Below are 22,011 nucleotides of genomic sequence, written 5' to 3'. Positions count from 1 at the left end.
CTCTACCCATGTCAAAGTCCAAGCTATTGCAATCATAAAAAAGCTATCGCAATTACCAAGGTGATCTGAAAGGTTTTTTATTTATTGAGATGGTAGAGCCCATCTCAAGTTAAATAAGGCAAAGTATCTTTTCGAATCTCACGAATACTGGGCTGCTTTGTATAGGTTGCAATTAACATTTTCCCAGAAGTTCTTAGATTTTTCTTCTGTTCTGAATCAACACGAATCAACACCAACTCTTCAGGGATACGTGGATTACTCCCTTCTCGACAAATTATGAAATTTTGATTCCGTTCAAGAATGGTATAGTTTGGAAATTCCTTTTGTAACTTTGCTTTGAATGACAAAGACTTATCTTCTATTTTCCCACTATCGAGTTGGGTATAAATAATCAATACCAAACACGCAGCAAATACAATTCCAACAACTAAATATTTATCAATCATGTAATTTCACTCGAATATACTTCTGCTGTTTTTCATTATACTGATAAACATGGGTTTCATTTATAGGCACAATTTTAGCAATATCACCAACATAAATTTGTTGCGTACCAGAATAGTGAATTTCAATATCATACAAACCATCATGCTCAGTGCTTAAAAAACGATAATCAGCTTGTGTATTGTAGATTTTATCACTTCCTGTCACTTCATTGTCATTCCCAATTTCTGCAACTTCCAATTTGACCATTACAGGGTTTTCATCAAATGGGACGATATAAAGCGTGCTAGTTGAATAGCCTTGTCGACTATACGCTTGTTCTTCGACATAGCCTTTTATTCGCGGACCAATTTTTCGAATATTTTTAACTATATTTTCAGTCGGATAAGGCAAATAATTAAAATCTGCATTCATCCAACTATTTTCATCCTGACTTTGGCTCACTAACTCAAATTGACCTAAAGCATTTTTCTTAAATAGGTAGATTTTAGTAAATGTTGCGCATACACCACAAAAGTTTAGTAATTCATTATTTTTATTTATCGAAACTTCTGTTGTACTTATAAGATAGCGCAACTCATTTTGAGCATTTTGATAAGCACTCGCAGGACTAAATACAATCACAGCATCATCACGATCAAAGACATGGGTATATTCGGCATTTTTAATCCCGACATACTGTATATTGCTCTGATCTAATTGAGGGATTTTGACATATTGGATCTGTTTTTGGTAAAAAGATTTCATCACAGTTTTAAAGTCCAAACCTTTTAAAGCGATCTTATTCTTATTCGTCACAGCGTCTACTGGTTGTGCGACAAGCTCAGTATGAATACCGCACATCAAAATACAGCTTAATAAAATTTTGTTGATCATCATCGGTAATATTGATTTATATCAGTATGTGGTTGCTATTCTAAATGATCTCTTTAACGGATCATCTTAAAATCAGTATAGTCTAAATCATGATTCAGGTTTTGTTGTTCAATACTAGTAACATCAGCACGTAAAGGCCCAACATAGCAATGACGAATCAAACTTAAAATCGCTTGTTCATCTCCGACCACAACCGCTTCAACCTCGCCTGTAGTTAGATTTTTCACATAGCCTTTTAAATTCAATTGTAAGGCTCCTTTTTCAAACCAACGACGATAGCCTACAGCTTGAACTTTACCACGAATTAACAATTTTACCGCTTTCATCACATACTCACTCCTGACCATGAATGATTGACCACATAATACACAGCATCACGCATTTGCTGGGCCTGTAAACCACGCATACCGTTTTTTGCGAGCCTATCACCTGCCAAAGCATGTAAGGTGACAATTTCATGTAAGTGAATATTTTCATCAAATTGTGCTTTTAAACTGGCAATCATTCCTGCAAGAACATCTCCCATCCCACCAGTGCCCATGCCTGCATTCCCCGCAGTACAGATCCATAGATGCTTTTCTAAAATCAAACTTCCAGAACCTTTAAGTACCCATTGTCCTGAATATTTTTGTTGAAGTTTTTGAATCGCAGCAATACGATCATTTTCAATCTCTGCCACTGAGCAATTTAATAATTTAGCAGCCTCACCTGGATGAGGCGTCAGGTAAGTTCGTTGATTGAATTGAACAGCTTGTTCAGCTAAAAACCACAAAGCATCAGCATCTAAAACCACTTGCAGCTGTGGGGTTAAATGAATGGGTGAAAACCATTTTGAAAATTGTTGTTTCGCCCAAGCATCACGCCCTAAACCCATTCCAAAACTGACAGCATCCACATGACTTAATAAATTTTGAATATCCACATCAGTTAAAGCGTTTATATCTCTCAGTATGATGTTAGGAGAGCGTGCCAGAATTGCAGTGTGATGTTTGGCATGACATACAATCGTGACTTTTCCAGCACCCGCACTAAATGCAGATTCAGCAGCTAACATGACTGCACCGCCCATCTCTGCATGCCCACCGACCACCAAAACATGCCCATAACTGCCTTTATGACCGAACGCTTGGCGTTGTGGTAATTGAATCTGGGTGGGTGACAACTGTGCGACCGCTTTTAATTGTGGGTCTATAGGAACAATTGAAATGAGCTCTATTTGACCCGCATATTCTCGACCTTGTCCTGTAAACAAGCCCGTTTTAAGACCTAAAACAGTCAATGTCTGATCTGCTTTTACCGCCAGAGGTAATGGTTGTCCTGTATTAGCATTTAAACCACTTGGAATATCAATGGCTACTTTTAAACCTGATTGAGCATTATAGTGTTGAATAATTGCTTGCAATGCATCATCCAAATCACGGTTTAAACCAATACCAAACAGTGCATCAATATGACAATCAAAGCGCTTTTCGATATTAAAATGTGGGTGGATTTTGATTTTATCTTTCTGTACTAACTCAATTGCCGCCTTTAACTGCTGAGAATGCCCTGCTTCAGTTGCAAATATTTCGACTTGATAACCGTATTGATGCAAATAATGGGCAACACAATATCCATCACCTGCGTTATTTCCTGCACCGCACCACAGCGCAACAGTGGTAATTTGGGGAGAAGCTTGTTGAAACAAAATATTTAAGCGTTGCGCAATCGACCAAGCCACCTGTTGCATTAAACCAAAAACGCTATTTTGCTGAGCAAACCAACGCGCTTCCCATGCTTGTATTTCACGGCTGTGATAAACTTGCTGATGCATCATTCTGTCCTTTTCTTCTCACTATTTTATAGCGCATTGATTCATTATGTCGGCAACTTTAACTTCGCAATCCATTCCCTTGCAACAGCTTGATCTTCAAGAACTAAAATCTTGGATCAAACAACAGGCTGTGCAACTGGGCTTTGCTGATTGTGTCATTGCTCGTCCTGATGCTCAAGCTGAATTACCACGATTTAAAGAATATTTAAAACGCGGATACCATGGCGATATGAAGTTTTTAGAAGAAAATTTAGATAAAAGAGCGGATCCTACACTACTGTTTCCAGGCACAAAAAGTATCATCTGTGTACGAATGAATTATTTGGTGGAAACACCAAAACCGCGTTATGTACCAGATGAGCCCAATGCAGCAATTATTGCCCGTTATGCACGTGGACGTGACTATCATAAAATCATGCGTGGTCGGCTAAAAACCTTGGCAACCCTCATTAAAGAAAAAGTTGGTCCGTTTGAATCCCGTCCCTTTGCGGACTCAGCGCCGGTATTTGAAAAATCACTGGCAGAAAGTGCGGGGATGGGATGGACCGGTAAACATACTTTATTGATTCATAAAAAATCGGGTTCTTTTTTTGTTTTAGGTGAATTATTTACTTCACTTGATTTGCCCTTTGATGAACCAGCAACACATCATTGTGGTTCATGTTCAGCCTGTATCGATATTTGCCCAACTCAGGCGATTGTTGAGCCGTATATGCTGGATGCGCGCAGATGTATCGCCTATTTAACCATCGAATATAAAGGAATCATTCCTGAAGAGTTAAGACGTGGTATTGGTAACCGTGTTTTTGGCTGTGATGACTGTCAACTGATTTGTCCTTGGAACAGTTTTGCCAAAAAAGCTTCGATTGAAGACTTTAACCCACGTCATAGCTTAGACCATATTAACTTATTGGATTTATGGCAATGGGATGAACAAACCTTCCTCAATTGTACTGAAGGTAGCCCCATCCGACGTACAGGCTTTCAAAGCTTTATGCGCAATATTGCAATTGGCTTAGGTAATGCACCGTATTCAGCTCAAATTATTGCAGCATTGACCCAAAATAGAGCCTTACATGATGAAGTTGTGCAAGTCCATATTGATTGGGCAATTACCGAGCAAAACGCTAAACAACACCAAATTTCAGCCCATTGATGCCCTTAAATTGTGCCGAGTGATAATTTTCAGATCGTTGCAAAGTTCGTAATTTTTGAATATTTTAATCACCAATACACTGAAGTTAATAAAAATTAAAGTTAAAATATTGTGAGTAAATCACACAGAATGTGGTTAACTTTGCAACTATATTTATAATTTTAGTTTTCTATACTCTTGATCTTTTTAATCGTAAGATACCATCGTATTTGGACTTTTTTGCCCTATGGAATTGGCATGAATTATGTATTATATACAGGGATAGATAATGATTATCATGGATTTAATTAATGACAGTACGTAATGACTGGGCTCGTGAAGAAATTCAAGCTTTATATGAACAGCCTTTTTTAGACTTAGTTTTCAAAGCACAGCAAACTCATCGTGAACACTTTGATGCCAATACCATCCAAGTCAGTACTTTACTTTCAATTAAAACTGGTAAGTGCCCTGAAGATTGCAAATATTGTTCGCAATCTGCACGCTATGATTCAAAATTAGAAGCTGAAAAACGTATTGCGGTCGATAAAGTGATCAGCGAAGCAAAAGAAGCCATTGAATCAGGTTCTTCACGTTTTTGTATGGGTGCAGCATGGCGAAACCCACATGAGCGTGATATGCCGTATGTCCTCGAAATGGTGCGCGAAGTTAAAGCATTAGGTTTAGAAACCTGTATGACACTGGGTATGCTCAATCAATCACAAGCTGAACGTTTACATGCAGCAGGCCTAGATTATTACAATCATAACTTAGATACATCGCGTGAATACTATTCACATATCATCAGCACCCGTACTTTTGATGATCGCTTAGACACTTTGGATCATGTCCGTAATGCGGGGATGAAAGTCTGTAGTGGCGGTATTGTTGGATTGGGTGAAAATCGTAATGATCGTATTGGTTTATTACATGAATTAGCAACCTTGCCTGTTCATCCTGAATCTGTACCTATCAATATGCTTGTTCCAATTGAAGGCACGCCTCTTGCAGATGTTGAAAAACTTGATGTCACAGAATGGATTCGTACGATTGCGGTTGCGCGTATTATTATGCCACACAGCTATATCCGTCTTTCTGCTGGACGTGAATCTCTCACAGACTCAGATCAAGCTTTAGCCTTTATGGCCGGTGCAAACTCGCTATTTAGTGGTGAAAAATTATTAACCACACCAAATGCTGGTGAAGGCAAAGACAAACAATTGTTTAATAAGCTAGGTCTAAAAGCAGAAAAAGCCAAGCCAACCGTGGCTGAGCTTTCTGTAGATGCGATGGCGAGTTAATTTAGCGTTTTTTCTAACACCACTTGAGATCAAGTGGTGTTAGCACTTCCCAGCTAATTCTTTTTATTATCATTGCTATGATTACTTTTTCTACGACTCACTTTACCCTTGTTAAATAATCATCACACTGTTCTTTTTCTGCATTTGATCTACGATATCATCTGTGGCAAAGCCAAGTCGCCAATACAGCAATTGCAGTACATCTAATTCATCTTGGGTAATAATTCGATCATTCCACAAACAAATTTCAGCCACACCCAAAATACTCAGGCGATCACGTAATAATAACCCTGCAATATCATTTAAGATTTCACCCAAATCAATAGGTTCATCTGAGATTTCTTCAAACAGTTCTAACTCATCCTTAGACAAAACCCGTTCTAAAATCTCATAACGGACATCAAGCTGATTGGCACTGTTAATTTGCTGTACATGCAGCAAGGCATCAATCAAGCGCACAATTTGCGGCTTCACCGTTTCCAAGGATGACGGTGTATGCATCGGCAACAAATGCAATTCAGCTTTTACACGCTCAATCAGCAATGCATCCAACAAACCAATCTCACCATCTTCTTGAATAATTTTCGCAAGCTTGGTGACAAATTGACGTGCACTGGTCGCAGGCATATTACCAAGGTTTTCACAGGCATCATGGAAAATTTGAATATGTACCCGACCATCTAAATTTAAAAGTGAGTCAATAATGGCACGACTTACCTCCGCATCAGACGGAATAAACTCGCGATACTGTCGAATCATTAAGATGGCGACCATTACCTCACGAGAACCCGTTGCCGTTTGCATAGCACGCTGAATCAAGTCTGAACGCTCAATTTGACGGCGTACTTCTGGATTTAAAGGTTTAATTGCATCGTTTAAGGCAAAACTAATTGGGGATAAGCGTAATAAAGGTAAAGGCTGTGGAGATACCCACGGGTTATAAACGTCCCCTGTTGATTCTTCCAAAGGGCGTAACAAACTAAATAAAGGCTGACTACGTAATTTTTTTAAATTTTCCAGCTGTAGATCCTGTAACAGTGTCGGATTTAACTCATAAATACGGTCTTCAATACTTGGATGGATATTTAACCAACTTTGCGGACTTAAGGAATTGGCAAAACACATATGAGCAATGGCTTCAGAAAACTCACTATGAATTTGAGAACCTGCATGATGGACATAGATACGCAATAAGGTTTGTACATTGGCATTATTGAGCAATAATTTTTTAGTTTTATAATCGTTATAAAAAGTACGCCCACCCAAAGTGAAATATTTAATCAAACGATTAATTAAAATCCCCATACTGCCGAGTAGCCAAATCACCCCACCCACTGCGACAAAACTGGTTTCAAATTTATGCTGATTTCCCTTGGCGTTATAACGATTAAAGCCCTGCTTTGCGATTTTGCTTCCCAACTGACTAAAGGTAATTAAACCACTATATAAAATTTTAAGTCGGGTATTTTCTCGTGCTTCACCGGATAGAATTTGATTAAACTCATGCCCTAATAAACCATAAAGTTCTAATTCATCCAGATTCTGTAATGCGCCCCAGGTCAAGATAATCACCGTATCTCTTGGATGAAACCCAGCAGTTAAAGCATTAACCCCAACTTCATCTGGCAATACATATAATGTAGGTGCATCAATCTCAAAAGTCTCTGCAAATTTATCTGCGAGTTTTAAGGCCACACTTTCTTCCGGAGTGCTTTCAATTTGACTTAAACGACGGGCTTTTAATTGCTTTGCAAGTGAGTGACCACCTGTACGGAACACATAAAATTCATATGCGATTGACCAACCAATGATGACAATGATCAAACCGACACAGTAAGGACTGAGGATATTCCACCAGATCTCTTGATCTGGATCCACATAGTGAACCAGCAATCCTAAAACAGTATTTAGAATAAAAATAGTCAAAATGACCGCAAGTAAGCAAATACTTGCAGACCACAACATATTCTTGTTTTTTATCAAATAATGACTGACATCTTTCAATGTAAAATTCCTCATTACATTGCAAAATACTATAAATGAAAAAAGCGGGAACTTCCCGCTTTTTCTCAATGTAAATCAAAGTTGCTTACATTTCTTCTTTGATACCGCTTAAATCCACAGATGCTGCATCTATATTGACATCAATATAACCATCTTTTTCTTTTTTCGCAGTATCACTACGACTTTGCTCAAGATCAGTTAAATATTGCTCATCAATATCGCCTGTAACATAAACACCGTCGAATACTGAACAATCAAAATCTTGAATGACAGGCACTTTACTGGTTCTTACTGCCGCTTTTAAATCAACCAAGTCTTGGAAGATTAAACGATCAGCACCAATAATCTCCTGAATTTCCTCAACACTACGATGTGAAGCAATCAACTCTGCTTTTGCTGGCATATCAATACCGTACACATTTGGATATTTCACCATTGGTGCAGCAGAAGCAAAATAGACTTTTTTCGCACCCGCATCACGTGCCATTTGAATGATTTCATTACAAGTGGTACCACGTACAATCGAATCATCAACCAACAAAACGTTCTTACCTTTAAACTCAAGCTCTACAGGGTTGAGTTTTTGACGAACAGATTTGGTACGTTGTTGCTGACCCGGCATAATAAAGGTACGACCGATATAACGGTTTTTCATGAAACCTTCACGGAATTTCACACCCAACATATTCGCCAGTTCTAAAGCAGAAGTACGACTTGTATCTGGAATCGGAATTACCACATCAATGTCATGCATATCACCCCATTCACGAAGAATTTTCTTCGCAAGGGTTTCACCCATTTTCAAGCGTGCTTTATATACCGAAATACCATCGATGGTTGCATCAGGACGCGCAAAATACACATATTCAAAAATACATGGGCGGTAACGCGAATTTGCCGCACACTGTTGTGAAAAGAACTCACCTTTTGAATTGATAAAGATCGCTTCACCAGGCTCAATATCACGTTCTACTTTAAAACCTAACGCGGTAATCGCAACAGATTCAGAAGCGATAATATATTCTGTTTCACCATTTTCAGTTAAACGTGAACCATAGATCAGTGGACGAATACCATTGGGATCACGAAAACCTACGATACCATGCCCTGTGATCATTGCAACGACACCATAAGCACCTTTACAACGCTCATGTACACGTTTAACTGTATGAAAAATATCTTCAGGCATTGGCGTTAATGATGCACATTTTTGCAATTCATGAGCAAAAACGTTTAGCAATACTTCTGAGTCTGAGTCCGTATTCATATGACGTAAGTCAGTTTTGAATAAGTCATCGTGAATATCAGCCGCATTGGTTAAGTTACCATTATGCGCCAATGTAATCCCATAAGGTGAGTTTACATAGAAAGGCTGCGCTTCTGCACTACTTGAAGAACCAGCAGTTGGATAACGCACGTGACCAATACCATAGTTACCGAGTAATGCGCGCATGTGGCGAGTATGAAATACATCACGTACCATACCATTATCTTTTCTTAGAAAAAGACGTCCATTATGACAAGTCACAATCCCAGCCGCATCTTGCCCACGATGTTGTAACATCGTCAACGCATCAAATAACATTTGGTTTACAGGTGCTTTACCTGCTATACCAACGACTCCACACATAACTACCTCGCAGACCAGCTAGGACTAATAAAACGGATTCTTTGTCGAATGTGCTGATTTTTCATCGCTTTGAGTATCCGATGATCGATCAGCCTTAGTTACAGAAGTATCATCGGAACGATCTTCTGAATGTATATGATGTAATGCTTCATTTGCAGCATCTTTAGAGATTTCAGATGCCAAAGGTGCAAATGGTAACAGCGTCTGAATGAATTTGGATTGTTTCCACGTTGGAGAACTTTCAACCCACGGTCCCAAACCTTGCATAGTAATGAGGACGATGAACAAACCTTTCAAGGTCCCTAAAGCACTTCCAGCTAAACGATTTAACGGCCCGAGTTTTAAAGTTTTTAAAATCTGATTGAGTAAGGCGGTGACAATCCATGTTAAGACAATAATGACCAAGACAATAAAAGCAAATGCAGCAATTTTCTGCACTACAGGATCCTGACTGAGTGCAGACATTGAAGGTGCGATGATATTGGCATATTTAGCACCGACAATCAGTGCAAAAATCCATCCTATCAAGTTCGCAAAGGCTTTCACGAATCCTTGTCGCAAACCGTTTAGCCCTCCAATGAGCAATAGAATCAGAATAATAATGTCTAAGGTATTCATATTTTAAATCATAGCGTCAACACAGTCTTTAATGAGTGTAGGACCTGTATAGATCATACCACTATAAATTTGGACTAAGCTTGCACCGGCTTGTTGTTTTGCAACAGCTTGTTCACCAGATAAAATGCCACCAACACCTATTAAAGGAATTTTACCTTGTAAAATTTTTGAAAAAGCCGCCAAACATGCCGTGCTCTTTTCAAATACGGGCGCACCTGACAAACCACCCGCTTCATCACCAAATGGCAAACCTTCAACACCCTCACGGGATAATGTTGTATTGGTCACAATCAATCCATCAATTTTAAACTGCAACAATTGTGATGCAATAAATTCGATATCTGAAGCTTCTAGATCTGGTGCAACTTTCAACACTAAAGGAACATAGTGCTGCAATTCTTCTGCCAACTCTAACTGACGTTTTTTGAGTGTTTCCAAAAGTTCAGTGAGCGCATGGCCACTTTGTAAAGAACGTAAATTCTTGGTGTTTGGAGATGAGATATTAACAGTAATATAAGATGCGTAGTTATAAACTTTTTCAAGACAAACTAAATAATCAGAAACTGCATCTTCAACTGGTGTGGTGGCATTTTTACCAATATTGATACCAAGAATGCCTTTAAATTTTGCGGCTTTAACATTCTCAACCAATTGATCCACACCATCATTATTAAACCCCATACGGTTAATAATTGCTTTGGCTTGAGGAATACGGAAAAGGCGTGGCTTGGGATTGCCCTCTTGTGGCTTAGGCGTAATGGTTCCAATTTCAATAAAACCAAATCCTAAACCCGCTAAGGCATCGATATAAGCGCCATTTTTATCCAGTCCCGCTGCTAAACCAACTGGATTTGGAAACTCAATTCCCATGCAAGTGACTGGTTTGGCAGCTACAGTTTGACGAATCGCCCCCATTTTATGGGCAGATTTAAGCATGGATAATGTGAGTTCATGTGCACGCTCTGGTGCTAAAGAAAACAACAAAGGGCGAGCAAGTGAATACATCATAGCTACAAAAGTCTACTGCTTTTTAAGTTGCCATATTATAGGCACAGTATGTTGAAAAGGCTATGCTTGAACTGTGTTTATTTTCACTACTACTGTACCGTCGCTGTTAATTTAATCTGCCCACCTTCTTTGGCTAACTCCATCTTTTCCAAACTCACACCCATTTGGGCAATTTGGGTTAAAAAGTTAGCTAAAACCGCATAGTTTTGATGTTGTGCAATAATCTGAAATTGCTCACCCACTTGCTGCGAGGCAACCGAAAGCCCTTGTTGTTGTGCCACACGCTGAATTTTATCTGCAGTGGTTAAGGCCAAATCATCTGCGGGCTTCATGGTCACTACATTACTCTGCATCCACACCACAAGATCTTTCATCTGATTTAAACGTGCTTGCTGTTTTTCGGCAGCTTTATGGGTGTACCACAACGCCGCACCCACAATTGCCACAATGACAAAAATCGTGGTGAAAATAACCATGACACGTTCACGTGGAGATATTTTTTCTAAATTCTCTGCGATTTTCTCAGACCATACATCCAGTCGATTTTGCACATTTTCCATTGTTTTCATTATTGTATCTTCACCAAACCAACGACAGATGCACCTTGCGTCTGAACATTGCCTAATTCTGCTTTAAAGCCTTGTTGATTCAGTTGCGTCACCAAGGTTTGTAAGCCTTCAGCATTTTTCGCCACCAGATCCATATTTAACACTGCTGTATCATAATTTACACGACTGGCAATGATCTGGTGCTGCATCAGAATTGGCCCAACACGACTGAGTAGTTGTAAAGCTTGGGTATTTGCACTCTGACTTAAAGCCAATTTATTTTTAAACTGACGTTCTACAGACTCTTCTGTAATCCGTTGCTCATTTGGAAACCATTTTTTGTACTGATCCACTGCAATCAAAGCAGTTTGATCCGCAACTTTCTTCAGCTTAATCCAACGCAAAGCATCGTAACTCAATTGCGCAATGATCAAAACAACCACCAAAACTGCACAGGCTTGCCAATAACGGGAAACACCTTGATTGGCTTGCTTGGCTTTTGGCAATACATTATAAGGATGTAGTTTCGGTTTTTTGATTTCACTAAATTGATAATCAAAAGGCTCACGCTGATCCGCTGTAGCAATCGCAAATAAGCTGACCGCTTGCTCATCTGTCAATCCGCTATATAAATAGCTTTTCTCTCGATCAGCGAAATCCAAATATACATTCAGATCATCAATCGAATTACCAAGGAACTCGCCTTCTCGAACCAATAACTGTCCGTTGACATTGGCCAAAATCGTCTGTCCGACTTCTGGTACAGGCAGCATCAAAAAGTCAGGTAATAAAGAGACGATTTTTAACGGAATCAATGACAAGGAATGCTGCATTGTGGTGGCAGCATATTGATGAATCCCCAATATTGAAACCTGATCGGGTTGTTGAAAGTGTGAAAACACTTTCATCTGATCAATCGGCAAAATCACATATTCTTCTAATAAATATTTGACACCATCTACACCCAATTGTTTATATTGAGTTTTACTGAATTTCTGTTGAAGAATTTGCACTTCACGACTTGGGAAGAAGACCACAGCTTCTTCACCTTGGTAAAGTTTAATATCTTGTATTAATTGTTCTAGGCTCGAAGATTTAGTCCAATCACTTCCTCGAGACCACTGCCAAACCCCATTGGCTTCAGGCATCCATAAGTACAACATTTATCGTTTTCTGCCGTTAAGTTCTTTTAACAATGCTTTTATACAGTTGGAATAAAGGCTTTATCTTGTGTAGATAGACCATTTGCAATCACAGTTTGCTCATAAATACGAGCCTCTGCCAAGGCAAAAGGATTAAAATGCTCATGTGTCAGTTGTTCTGCAATATGCGCCACAACATTCATATGACATACCACCACAATACGTTCAAATGGCAATTGTGACAACCATTCGATTGCTAATTTTGCATCATCATCTGGCTTTATTTTGTCACAGACCAATACAGATACATTCGGGAAGTGAGTCTGTATGTGCGCCAATGTTTCTTGTGCTCTCAATAAAGTGCTGACAACAAATACATCCGGCTGTACGATTTCTTTTAAAAAATTAGCCGTTTGTTGTGCTTGTAAATGCCCACGTTGTGTTAAAGGCCGTTTACTGTCCACCCCATTGACGGGTGGAGCTGCTTCACCATGACGCACCAAAGTCAGTTGCATAAGATTTCCTTTTTAATACTGCACTGATTATAACGAGGCTTTGTTACAAATCCATCTCTAAAGTTTTGAATATTGTGCCAACAACTCACGATTAAACTTCGTTATGCGGAAGCACAAACTCTACATCACTACGATGCCCATTCTTCATCAAAGAAACGGCAATATTCAGTGGCGGCGCACCTTCAAAAATAACTTCATACAATGCAGTGGTAATTGGCATATAGACATCCAACTCCTTTGCCCGTGCATTGACTTGTACAATAGTGTTGATCCCTTCAGCAGTTTGCCCCAATTCAGAGGTTGCTTGTTCCAGTGTCTTTCCAGAACCTAAGGCAAAACCAACTTGATAATTTCGGCTCAACGGGCTGTTACAGGTTGCGAAAAGATCACCCACACCAGACAAACCTAAGAATGTTAAAGGATTTGCCCCCAACTTAACTGCAAAGCGGCTCATTTCAGCCAAGGCACGGGTTAAAATCATACTCTTGGTATTTTCACCAACTTTATAAGCAGCAGCCATTCCCATTGCAACAGCATAAATATTTTTAAGTGCTCCACCCAGCTCAACACCATGTACATCGTCACTGCCAAACACTCGAAACAATGCACTATGTAGTGCTTGTTGTACGGCATAACGTACTAATTCACTATCACTGGCAATCACTGTACCTGCTGGTTGTCCTGCAACAATTTCTTTGGCTAAGTTAGGTCCTGAAAGAACACCATAAGGAACTTCAGGAAGCTCTTCACGAATGATGTCACTCATAAAGCTAAAGGTTTTTGCTTCGATGCCTTTGGTTAATGAAACAACAGCTTGTGCACTAATAAACGGTTTAATTTGACGTAAAACATCACGAAAAGAATGGCTTGGGATTGCCACCAGAATAATATCGCGATCACGCACTGCATCTTCTAAATTTGACTCAGCACGTAAACCCGTCTCCAATTGAAAATCAGGTAAATAGCGTTTATTGACATGAGTCGCATTAATTTCAGCTGCGATACTTTCATCGCGAATCCAAATCATGGTGTCACAACCATTACGTACTGCTGTATTTGCCATTGCTGTACCGAAACTACCACCACCCAGTACAGTCACACGCAACGCTGTTTTCTGACCCAATACAATAGGTTCAACTAAATCTTTAAATTGTAAATCCGACATTTATTGTTATCCTAAAATGCTTGTCCTAATAACCCAATGATTTTTCAATCTGAAAATATCAATAACTTTTTGACTCAAGCTTGCCAAAAATGAACATATTGTGTTGTTTCAATCTCTGCACGCGGGGCAATCGCTTTTGCCGCCGTGCCAACATAAATAATGCCTGAAATTAAATCTCGTTCAGCTAAACCCAGTGCTGATTTTAATAATTTAGATTCAACAACCGCCCCACTCCGCCACATGGTTGCGAAACCTTGTGCCTGCATCGACAATAAAAAGTTTTCAATTGCAGCCCCTGAACTCAGCGTTTGTTCAAAAAAAGGCACTTTAGGATGATCCTGAAATTTAGTCACGGCAAGTACCAAAATAGGCGCTCTAAAAGGATGAAGTTTTACCCGTTCAACTTGGGCTGGATCTAATTCACCCAAGTCAGCAATAGATTGTGCCAGTAATGCACCAAATGCTTCACGTTGCTCAACATCCACGACAATAAATTGTGTGGGTTTTAAACGATGATGATCGGGTGCTGTTAAAGCGGCTTTAAATGCAATATTCAGTTGTTGGTGTGAAGGTGCAGGTTCAACCAAATGACCAATCGATTGACGTTGATGAATATTGTCATGTACTGCTTTGAAGTTTAAATCTGACATTGACCTATCTATTATCTGGTTAATTTCACTTGTTTCAAGATTAGCATAATCTAAAATCATTAAGCTATCTCCGACAAAATTTACTTGGCATCTGTCAATATTGCATACAACTTATTGTTAGGTTATCAATGAGCATGATTGCTCACAAAAAATGCCTTGAATACCTTTTGGCTTCGAAAATAAAGCAAAATCATCAATAAACTTAAAAAAAACTGCAAAATTTATACATGTTTCTCAATATTTAGCCCACATTCTATGCTCAAATTATAACTAATTTAAAAGCAGTATCTTTTTAATTTTTAGTACAGGAATTTGAGAATCAATATGAATAAATTAACAACGATCACTTTACTTGCTAGTTCAGCGTTACTCTTCACAGCATGTGCATCAAATCCAACACAAACTTTAGCGATTCAAAAAGCAGATAACCAGTATGAAGTCACTGGCTTAGGTAAAGACCAAATTACCGCAAAAAATAATGCCATTACTGCAGCAAACAAGGCTTGCGGAAAAAAAGGTGCACCAGTCTTAGTGGATGAAAAAACTGAATATCATGGCAGTTTAAAAGGTGTGGTCGATGAACAGACTGGAAAAATGATCACTGCAGCAGCCGGTGTATTAGGTTCAGTAATGGGCAAAAACTACGGTATTGAAAAAGATACGGACTATCAAACAACACTGACCTTTAGCTGTAAAGCAAGTTAATCCGTTTAGCCTTCTAAACTAAAAATAGTCATTAAAAAACCCACTTTAAATAAGTGGGTTTTTTAAACACAATTTGATAAAGAAACAAAAAACTTAGCAATAACCATCTAATCGCGTTAAAGGCAATTTTTGCCCAATCGCTTTCTCAATAGTCGGTAAATTAAATGCATCATCTTCAGACAAGAAACTAATACTTACACCCTGTGTACCTGCACGACCTGTACGACCAATACGATGTACATAATCATCTGACTGTTCAGGTAAAGTGAAATTCACCACATGAGATACGCCATCAACATGAATACCACGACCCGCAACATCAGTTGCAATCATAATATTATGTTGACCATTTTTAAATTGATCTAACATTTTCAAACGTTTATCTTGCGCTATTTCACCTGATAGCATCACCACCTTATAACCATCTGCTTTTAAATGATCATAAAGTTTGCGTACTTGATCACGGCGATTGGCAAAGATCATTACTTTTTCAATGGGTTCATCTGCCAAAATTTCGCGCAATAAGCGATATTTATCTTTCTTTTCGACCACATATACACGCTGTTCAACATCAGCATTGGTTTTCTTTTCAGGTTCGATTTCGACTGTAACTGGCTCACATAACCATTGTTGGGCAAGATTGAGAACATCATAGCTAAATGTTGCCGAGAACATTAAGGTTTGACGCTGCTCTTTACGTGGCGAAAAACGCACAATCCGTTTAACTGATGGGATAAAGCCCATATCCAATAAACGGTCAGCTTCATCAATCACTAAAAATTCAATTTGATCTAACCAAACTTCTTTTTGTTCTGTGAAATCAATTAAACGACCAGGGGTTGCCACTAAAATATCAACAAAACCTTGATCCAGTTGTTTTCTTTGCTTATCAAAATCAACGCCGCCAACCAAAGTCACGACATTTAAATTGGTATATTTGACCAAGTCTTTTGCATCATTTTCAATTTGAATTGCAAGTTCACGTGTTGGCGCAAGAATCAATGCACGTGGTTCACCACGGAAACGTTGTTCTTTAATTGGGTTTGTGAGCAAATCATTAATAATACTGACTAAAAATGCCGCTGTTTTACCTGTGCCGGTTTGAGCACGACCAATTGCATCATGACCTGCTAAAGTATATTTCAATACTTTTTGCTGAATTGGGGTCATTTCTTTAAACCCTAAAGCATCAATCGCTTGTTTAAGTTGCGGATGTAAATTAAGGGTTTCGAAACCTGATGACATAAATACGAGCTCTAACTGTAGACACTTTTAATTGCGCCCATTATAAACAAAAAACGCCCCAATTTATAAGAAATTGGAGCGCCACTTAAATTTTAAAAATTTAAGATTAGTCTAAAGGCTGAACTTCTTCAGCTTGAAAACCTTTTTGACCTTGCACAACACTGAATTCAACGCGTTGACCGTCACGAAGTGAACGATGACCGTCACCTTGAATAGCACGGAAATGAACGAATACGTCATCACCGCCTGCGCGTTGGATAAAGCCGAAGCCTTTAGTGTCGTTGAACCATTTAACTACGCCTTGTTCACGAGCTGTCATAAGTTAATCCTCAGTTATTAAGAAAAAGGGACCACCCGGTGTTGCAAACAGCAGAGCAAACAAAGTTTTAAAATATTTTCTAATTTCAAAGCTTGTAATCATTCTGTAAAACTATTAACAAAATCCCGGTTACATCCATCTTGTAATAGGGTTTCAAAACAAGAATTGTTTCTGATAAATCCTAAATACGCAACGAGCTTAACATGGGTTTATGACAATTAATAGAATTTTTTTTGATAATTATTTTCGATATCAAGCGTGTTTTTTAAACAGCTTCACGATTATTTTTTATTTGTTGAAGAATCTTCCAATTTTTGTTGGGGTGTTTCAATAAACTTGGTAAAATATGCGTTCCATAACCCTGTTGTTACCTTGCCAAAAAATGAATGAACCTTTAGGTCAGACAGCGATTGAAATAAATTGTATGGGTAAACCCTGTCCAATGCCTCTATTAATGTTAAAGCGTGAATTAAAAAGAGCATTGCCTCATCAAATATTTCTTTTAATGTCCTCTGATCCGCACAGTGAAATTGATATTACGCGTTATTGCGAGATCAACAAGATTTCTTGCCAATTGACTAAACGATCAGAGCATGAATTTCATTACTTAATTGAATCTTAATTATTTTCAATTCAAATTATTTTTTGCAAATTTGCATATATTTTTACATTTCGATACCCAAATTTCCTTACTTATGTACAATATTCGAATTAAGATGAATGCATTAGCTATACAACGAAATTCCTATAAGGAGAACCCATGAGTGACAGCAGCAATCAGTTGATGCCCCTGTCCTTATCTGCACCAGGTGTTAACTTAGGTGCTTATATCAGCACCGTAAATCAGATTCCAATCTTGACAGCTGAACAAGAAAAAGAGTTAGCTGATCGCTATTTTTACGATCAAGATTTAGATGCTGCGAAAATGTTAGTGATGTCTCACTTACGTTTTGTGGTGCATATTGCGCGCAGTTATGCGGGCTATGGTTTGCCACAAGGTGATTTAATTCAAGAAGGTAATCTCGGTTTAATGAAAGCAGTTAAACGCTTTGACCCAAATATGGGCGTGCGTTTGGTGTCTTTTGCTGTGCACTGGATTAAGGCTGAGATTCATGAATATGTGATTCGCAATTGGCGTATTGTCAAAATTGCGACCACTAAAGCGCAACGTAAATTGTTTTTTAATTTACGTAGCCTAAAAAAATCAAGTAAAAAACTTACACTTGAAGAAGCACAATCAATTGCTAATGACTTAAATGTAACAGCAGAACAAGTCTTGGAAATGGAAGGTCGTTTAACCGCTTATGATGCTGCTTTTGAAGCTCAAGGTGATGACGATGACGAAGGTTCAACTCATGTTGCTCCAGCGCTTTATCTCGAAGATAACCGCTATGATCCTGCTCGTTTAGTCGAAGAAGAAGATTACGAAGAACAAAGTACTTCAGCTTTGCATAATGCTATGGAACAGTTAGATGATCGCTCACGCAACATCTTACAGCGCCGTTGGTTAGATGATGATAAATCGACCTTGCATGAACTGGCTGCAGAGTACAATGTCTCTGCTGAGCGTATTCGTCAGTTAGAAAAAAATGCCATGGACAAAATCAAAGTTGCCATGTCATCCAACTAAATCTTCAAAACTGTCTGCATACCAGACCAATATTTATATTTTCAATAAAAGGGCGACATGCCCTTTTATTTTGCCTGATATTTTTGTCAAATCTTTATTCTTAATAGATTTTGCCTTTAATCCCGTTTCGAAATTGTGTTAATGTTATGCGCAAATTTATGCAGATGACTGGCTTATGTGGATTGCAATTTCAGCACTGAATTTAGCGCTTGCAGTAATCTTAGGTGCATTTGGCGCACATGGTTTAAAAGCTCATGCAACTGAAGCACAGTTGGCATGGTGGCAAACAGCAACCGATTATTTTTTCTACCACGCACTGGGCCTGTTGGCGCTGTCAATTCTCAGTAAAGTCATCCCACAACTTCCAATCAAAGCCAGCTTCTTACTCATCCAAATTGGTATTTTATTTTTCTGTGGTTCGCTTTATGTCATGGCGCTGGGTTTACCACGAGGTTTAGGTGCAATTACACCCATTGGTGGAGCACTGATGATTGCAGGTTGGTTAGTCCTCGCATGGAATGCATTAAAATACGCTAAATAAAATTATTTTGAATTTAGATATCACAATTTGCGCAATCGAATGGAATGTATATGCAAATTTTCTTAAATGGTGAGCCTCAAGAGACCGCTTGCCAAAATCTTTTACAACTGGTTCAGGAACTTTCACTCGAAGGTAAACGCTTTGCCGTAGAAATGAATGAAATGATCATTTCTAAAAGTAAACTTGAACTTACCCCTATTGCTGAAAAAGACCGTATTGAAATCATTCACGCTGTCGGTGGCGGCTAATTTGGAGCTCTCCCATGCTAGATTTTCCTACTGAAAACTCCCCTCTTATTATCGGTTCTCGTACTTTTCAATCTCGTCTTCTCGTGGGTACGGGTAAATACAAAGACATGCAAGAAACTGATTTAGCAATTCAAGCCAGTGGTGCTGAAATTGTAACAGTGGCGATTCGCCGAGTAAATATTGGGCAAAATCCAGATCAACCCAACTTACTGTCAATCCTTCCACCTGAAAAATACACAATCTTACCGAACACAGCGGGTTGTTTTGACGCCAATAGTGCAGTACGTACCTGTATGCTTGCACGTGAACTTTTAGATGGGCATAACCTGGTCAAATTGGAAGTATTAGGTGATGAGAAAACCCTATATCCAAATGTAACGGCAACACTTGATGCAGCTCGCACATTGATTGAAGATGGTTTTGAAGTGATGGTGTATACATCAGATGACCCTATTGTGGCTCAAGAACTTGAAAGCATGGGTTGTGTTGCGATCATGCCTTTAGGTAGCTTAATTGGTTCTGGCCTAGGCATTTTAAATCCGCATACTATTTCAATTATTAAAGAAAATGCCAAAGTGCCAGTTTTGGTTGATGCTGGTGTAGGTACTGCAAGCGATGCCGCAATTGCAATGGAATTAGGTTGCGATGGCGTATTGATGAATACTGCGATTGCCGCTGCACATCATCCAATTTTAATGGCATCAGCAATGAAAAAAGCGGTTGAAGCTGGACGTGAAGCGTATTTGGCGGGCCGTATGCCACGTAAACGAATGGCAAATGCGAGTTCACCAGAAACAGGTTATTTCTTTAAATAAGCCATTTCAAATGCACCTACTTTAAGCTAAGTTTTCAATGCGATAAATGAAGACGATAAAATTTGCCTCGTGAAAATGTAATTGTTTATACAATAAAAAAACCCTTAGCATATTTATAAGCTAAGGGTTTAATTTTTAAATTTAATCTATTAATTTAATAACAATGTTATTTAAATATATTGATCTTACTGGAAAAGTTATCGCCTTTTCAAAATTTCTTGATTTATCAATTTATTCTAATCAAAATCTATATAAATGCCTTTGGATCGAAAACACAATAAGCAATTGCATTTTTGATTCGACTTTAATGAAGAAAGTAGAGTTTCTAAAGCGTACTTTTAGGGACTGTACCTTTTTGAATTTACATTTTATAAAAGGAGGTTTTAATGAATCATTATTTGATTCTTGCTCTTTCTTAAACGTAAAATTTGACACATCTGATCTATCTGATGTGAGATTCAAAAACTGTGTATTTGAACAAGTTGATCTGAATGGTTTGTTTCTTAATGAGCACAAAATAACCCTGCTATTTTCCAAACAAGGAACGATTACATCTATTGCAACAGGTAATAATAGATAAAATTCTATTTTTTATTCATTTTTACTTACCGAGCTATTCAATGCTAACAACACCATCACGATACTTAGTAACTGCAATTAGAAGAATTACAATGGCAATAACAGGCTGTTTTAAACAACCTGTTTTTAACTCAAAATGATGTCGATTATTCCTGAACAACTATACAAATTTACTGAAATTGATAACGCTGATAAACATCCACATCTTGTATTTTACGTAGTGCAGGATTCTGACTGTGCAATATTTGTTTAGCTTCAATGATAATATCATCTAAATCAAATCCATTAATTGCTCTTCCAAGTAAAAAAGATACAGTATAGTCTGTCCAGCTTTTTCCATGTTGCGTGGCTTGTTTTGCGGCTTGTTCCATAATACTCCAAGTCTCACTTTCAGATAAATAACCACACCAATAACACCATTTAGCTAAAGAAACTGTGCGTCCGACATCCCAGGCATAAGCTGATTTGGTTTGCTCCACAAGAGAAATATCAATCCCTAGGCCTTTTGCTATACTTTTTTGAATTTTCGCTAAGTCTGAAGAAGGAAGCTGCACAAAGGGTTCAAATTCACTACTCCGCTGTAATTCGAGTAAATCACCCAATACTTCTTTTGCTTCCTTAGCATTGGATATCTCCCATTGCTGTTTCAATCCATAAATGTATTGATTTAAATCATCTTCCGGATAAATACCTAAAATTTTTTCACCTCTGTGATAAAAAAGAATTGCACCAAAGGTTAGTAATCTCTCTTGTTGCCTAGTCAAAGGCGTCCCTGAATTATGATGATTAAAGCCATCCAATTGTTTCTGTTTTCTTTTTTTCATCATGGTGTGCAAGAAAAGCATATAAATGATAAATACACCAGCAACCACACCTATGATCAAATAAATCTTTATGTTCATCTGTTCTCCTTTTTTATCGTGACACTCTATTTTGAGCATTTAGTCCATAACTTTGCTTTAATTCATATCAGTTCGGTTTTCATGAACCAAGTATTCTTATATGTGATTTAATTATCAATATAATAGATTAAGAATAATTAATTCACAATTTACAATAAGATTTAATTGTTGTCACCAA

The 22,011-nt window shown here is 38.2% G+C and carries 24 protein-coding genes; 8 read left to right on the top strand and 16 right to left on the bottom strand.

Annotation, left to right across the window (positions count from 1 at the left end):
* Positions 1 to 104 precede the first annotated feature (104 nt).
* From FHR28_RS07635 to FHR28_RS07620, 4 genes are read right to left on the bottom strand one after another with little or no spacing between them, the layout of a single operon-like run.
* Positions 105 to 446, bottom strand: coding sequence for a hypothetical protein (locus FHR28_RS07635; RefSeq protein ID WP_166782295.1), 342 nt, complete (start codon positions 444 to 446; stop codon positions 105 to 107).
* Positions 439 to 1,323: a hypothetical protein gene (locus FHR28_RS07630; RefSeq protein ID WP_166782294.1), complete on the bottom strand. Its 885-nt coding sequence runs from the start codon at positions 1,321 to 1,323 to the stop codon at positions 439 to 441. Before FHR28_RS07630 ends, FHR28_RS07635 begins: the two co-directional genes overlap by 8 nt.
* Before the next feature lie 50 nt (positions 1,324 to 1,373).
* Positions 1,374 to 1,646 (bottom strand): acylphosphatase, encoded by a 273-nt coding sequence (locus FHR28_RS07625; RefSeq protein WP_154129350.1) that lies wholly within the window; start codon positions 1,644 to 1,646, stop codon positions 1,374 to 1,376.
* Positions 1,646 to 3,133: an NAD(P)H-hydrate dehydratase gene (locus FHR28_RS07620; protein ID WP_166782293.1), complete on the bottom strand. Its 1,488-nt coding sequence runs from the start codon at positions 3,131 to 3,133 to the stop codon at positions 1,646 to 1,648. The genes FHR28_RS07625 and FHR28_RS07620 overlap by 1 nt, the downstream gene beginning before the upstream one ends.
* A gap of 46 nt (positions 3,134 to 3,179) precedes the next feature.
* Between FHR28_RS07620 and queG the strand changes: the two genes are divergently transcribed.
* Together queG and bioB are read left to right on the top strand one after the other, a co-directional pair.
* Positions 3,180 to 4,289 (top strand): tRNA epoxyqueuosine(34) reductase QueG, encoded by a 1,110-nt coding sequence (gene queG, locus FHR28_RS07615; RefSeq protein ID WP_216076327.1) that lies wholly within the window; start codon positions 3,180 to 3,182, stop codon positions 4,287 to 4,289.
* Between the two features lie 290 nt (positions 4,290 to 4,579).
* On the top strand, positions 4,580 to 5,569 hold the full coding sequence (bioB, locus tag FHR28_RS07610; protein WP_004719449.1) for a biotin synthase BioB: 990 nt from the start codon (positions 4,580 to 4,582) through the stop codon (positions 5,567 to 5,569).
* Positions 5,570 to 5,680: 111 nt separating this feature from the next.
* Here bioB and FHR28_RS07605 read toward each other — a convergent pair whose 3' ends face one another.
* From FHR28_RS07605 to FHR28_RS07565, 9 genes are all read right to left on the bottom strand, one after another.
* Positions 5,681 to 7,573 carry a M48 family metalloprotease gene (locus FHR28_RS07605; RefSeq protein WP_004822360.1) on the bottom strand — a complete coding sequence of 631 codons (1,893 nt, stop codon included), beginning with the start codon at positions 7,571 to 7,573 and terminating at the stop codon, positions 5,681 to 5,683.
* A gap of 85 nt (positions 7,574 to 7,658) precedes the next feature.
* Positions 7,659 to 9,203: an amidophosphoribosyltransferase gene (gene purF, locus FHR28_RS07600; protein ID WP_166782292.1), complete on the bottom strand. Its 1,545-nt coding sequence runs from the start codon at positions 9,201 to 9,203 to the stop codon at positions 7,659 to 7,661.
* Positions 9,204 to 9,227: 24 nt separating this feature from the next.
* Complete coding sequence (locus tag FHR28_RS07595; protein ID WP_004719444.1) at positions 9,228 to 9,821, bottom strand: CvpA family protein; 594 nt, start codon at positions 9,819 to 9,821, stop codon at positions 9,228 to 9,230.
* 3 nt (positions 9,822 to 9,824) lie between these two features.
* Positions 9,825 to 10,829, bottom strand: a complete 1,005-nt coding sequence (locus FHR28_RS07590) for a quinone-dependent dihydroorotate dehydrogenase (protein WP_004719442.1) — start codon at positions 10,827 to 10,829, stop codon at positions 9,825 to 9,827.
* A gap of 89 nt (positions 10,830 to 10,918) precedes the next feature.
* Entirely contained in the window at positions 10,919 to 11,398 is a 480-nt protein-coding gene (gene gspM, locus FHR28_RS07585) for a type II secretion system protein GspM (RefSeq protein ID WP_004719439.1), read from the bottom strand.
* Positions 11,398 to 12,540, bottom strand: coding sequence for a type II secretion system protein GspL (gene gspL, locus FHR28_RS07580; protein ID WP_166782291.1), 1,143 nt, complete (start codon positions 12,538 to 12,540; stop codon positions 11,398 to 11,400). Before gspL ends, gspM begins: the two co-directional genes overlap by 1 nt.
* Before the next feature lie 38 nt (positions 12,541 to 12,578).
* Positions 12,579 to 13,034 carry a phosphohistidine phosphatase SixA gene (gene sixA, locus FHR28_RS07575; protein WP_105713716.1) on the bottom strand — a complete coding sequence of 152 codons (456 nt, stop codon included), beginning with the start codon at positions 13,032 to 13,034 and terminating at the stop codon, positions 12,579 to 12,581.
* A 91-nt stretch (positions 13,035 to 13,125) separates the two neighbouring features.
* Positions 13,126 to 14,199, bottom strand: coding sequence for an NAD(P)H-dependent glycerol-3-phosphate dehydrogenase (locus tag FHR28_RS07570; RefSeq protein WP_105713717.1), 1,074 nt, complete (start codon positions 14,197 to 14,199; stop codon positions 13,126 to 13,128).
* A gap of 74 nt (positions 14,200 to 14,273) precedes the next feature.
* On the bottom strand, positions 14,274 to 14,849 hold the full coding sequence (locus tag FHR28_RS07565; RefSeq protein ID WP_171527307.1) for a nitroreductase family protein: 576 nt from the start codon (positions 14,847 to 14,849) through the stop codon (positions 14,274 to 14,276).
* Between the two features lie 324 nt (positions 14,850 to 15,173).
* On the opposite strand from FHR28_RS07565, the gene FHR28_RS07560 reads away from it, so the two are divergent.
* Complete coding sequence (locus FHR28_RS07560; RefSeq protein WP_004719430.1) at positions 15,174 to 15,554, top strand: hypothetical protein; 381 nt, start codon at positions 15,174 to 15,176, stop codon at positions 15,552 to 15,554.
* A gap of 93 nt (positions 15,555 to 15,647) precedes the next feature.
* Here the strand turns inward: FHR28_RS07560 and rhlB are convergent, their stop codons facing one another.
* On the bottom strand, positions 15,648 to 16,799 hold the full coding sequence (rhlB, locus tag FHR28_RS07555) for an ATP-dependent RNA helicase RhlB (RefSeq protein ID WP_004719428.1): 1,152 nt from the start codon (positions 16,797 to 16,799) through the stop codon (positions 15,648 to 15,650).
* A 106-nt stretch (positions 16,800 to 16,905) separates the two neighbouring features.
* Positions 16,906 to 17,118, bottom strand: coding sequence for a cold-shock protein (locus tag FHR28_RS07550; protein ID WP_004822370.1), 213 nt, complete (start codon positions 17,116 to 17,118; stop codon positions 16,906 to 16,908).
* Positions 17,119 to 17,500: 382 nt separating this feature from the next.
* Here FHR28_RS07550 and FHR28_RS07545 point away from each other — a divergent pair, with 382 nt between their 5' ends.
* From FHR28_RS07545 to FHR28_RS07525, 5 genes are all read left to right on the top strand, one after another.
* Positions 17,501 to 17,740: a sulfurtransferase TusA family protein gene (locus tag FHR28_RS07545; RefSeq protein WP_004822372.1), complete on the top strand. Its 240-nt coding sequence runs from the start codon at positions 17,501 to 17,503 to the stop codon at positions 17,738 to 17,740.
* Between the two features lie 138 nt (positions 17,741 to 17,878).
* Positions 17,879 to 18,748: an RNA polymerase sigma factor RpoH gene (rpoH, locus tag FHR28_RS07540; RefSeq protein WP_004719424.1), complete on the top strand. Its 870-nt coding sequence runs from the start codon at positions 17,879 to 17,881 to the stop codon at positions 18,746 to 18,748.
* Between the two features lie 175 nt (positions 18,749 to 18,923).
* Positions 18,924 to 19,289, top strand: a complete 366-nt coding sequence (locus FHR28_RS07535; protein WP_105713719.1) for a DUF423 domain-containing protein — start codon at positions 18,924 to 18,926, stop codon at positions 19,287 to 19,289.
* Positions 19,290 to 19,339: 50 nt separating this feature from the next.
* Complete coding sequence (gene thiS / locus FHR28_RS07530) at positions 19,340 to 19,537, top strand: sulfur carrier protein ThiS (RefSeq protein ID WP_004719420.1); 198 nt, start codon at positions 19,340 to 19,342, stop codon at positions 19,535 to 19,537.
* Between the two features lie 14 nt (positions 19,538 to 19,551).
* On the top strand, positions 19,552 to 20,352 hold the full coding sequence (locus FHR28_RS07525) for a thiazole synthase (protein ID WP_004719418.1): 801 nt from the start codon (positions 19,552 to 19,554) through the stop codon (positions 20,350 to 20,352).
* A gap of 749 nt (positions 20,353 to 21,101) precedes the next feature.
* On the opposite strand, the gene FHR28_RS07515 is transcribed toward FHR28_RS07525, so the two are convergent.
* On the bottom strand, positions 21,102 to 21,833 hold the full coding sequence (locus FHR28_RS07515) for a DUF1266 domain-containing protein (protein WP_154129355.1): 732 nt from the start codon (positions 21,831 to 21,833) through the stop codon (positions 21,102 to 21,104).
* Between the last annotated feature and the right edge of the window lie 178 nt (positions 21,834 to 22,011).

It is taken from the genome of Acinetobacter sp. BIGb0196, from assembly GCF_011759595.1.
GTDB lineage: Bacteria > Pseudomonadota > Gammaproteobacteria > Pseudomonadales > Moraxellaceae > Acinetobacter > Acinetobacter guillouiae.
The sequence above is the reverse complement of the archived record's forward strand: the minus strand, read 5'-3'. Positions and strand labels throughout refer to the sequence as shown.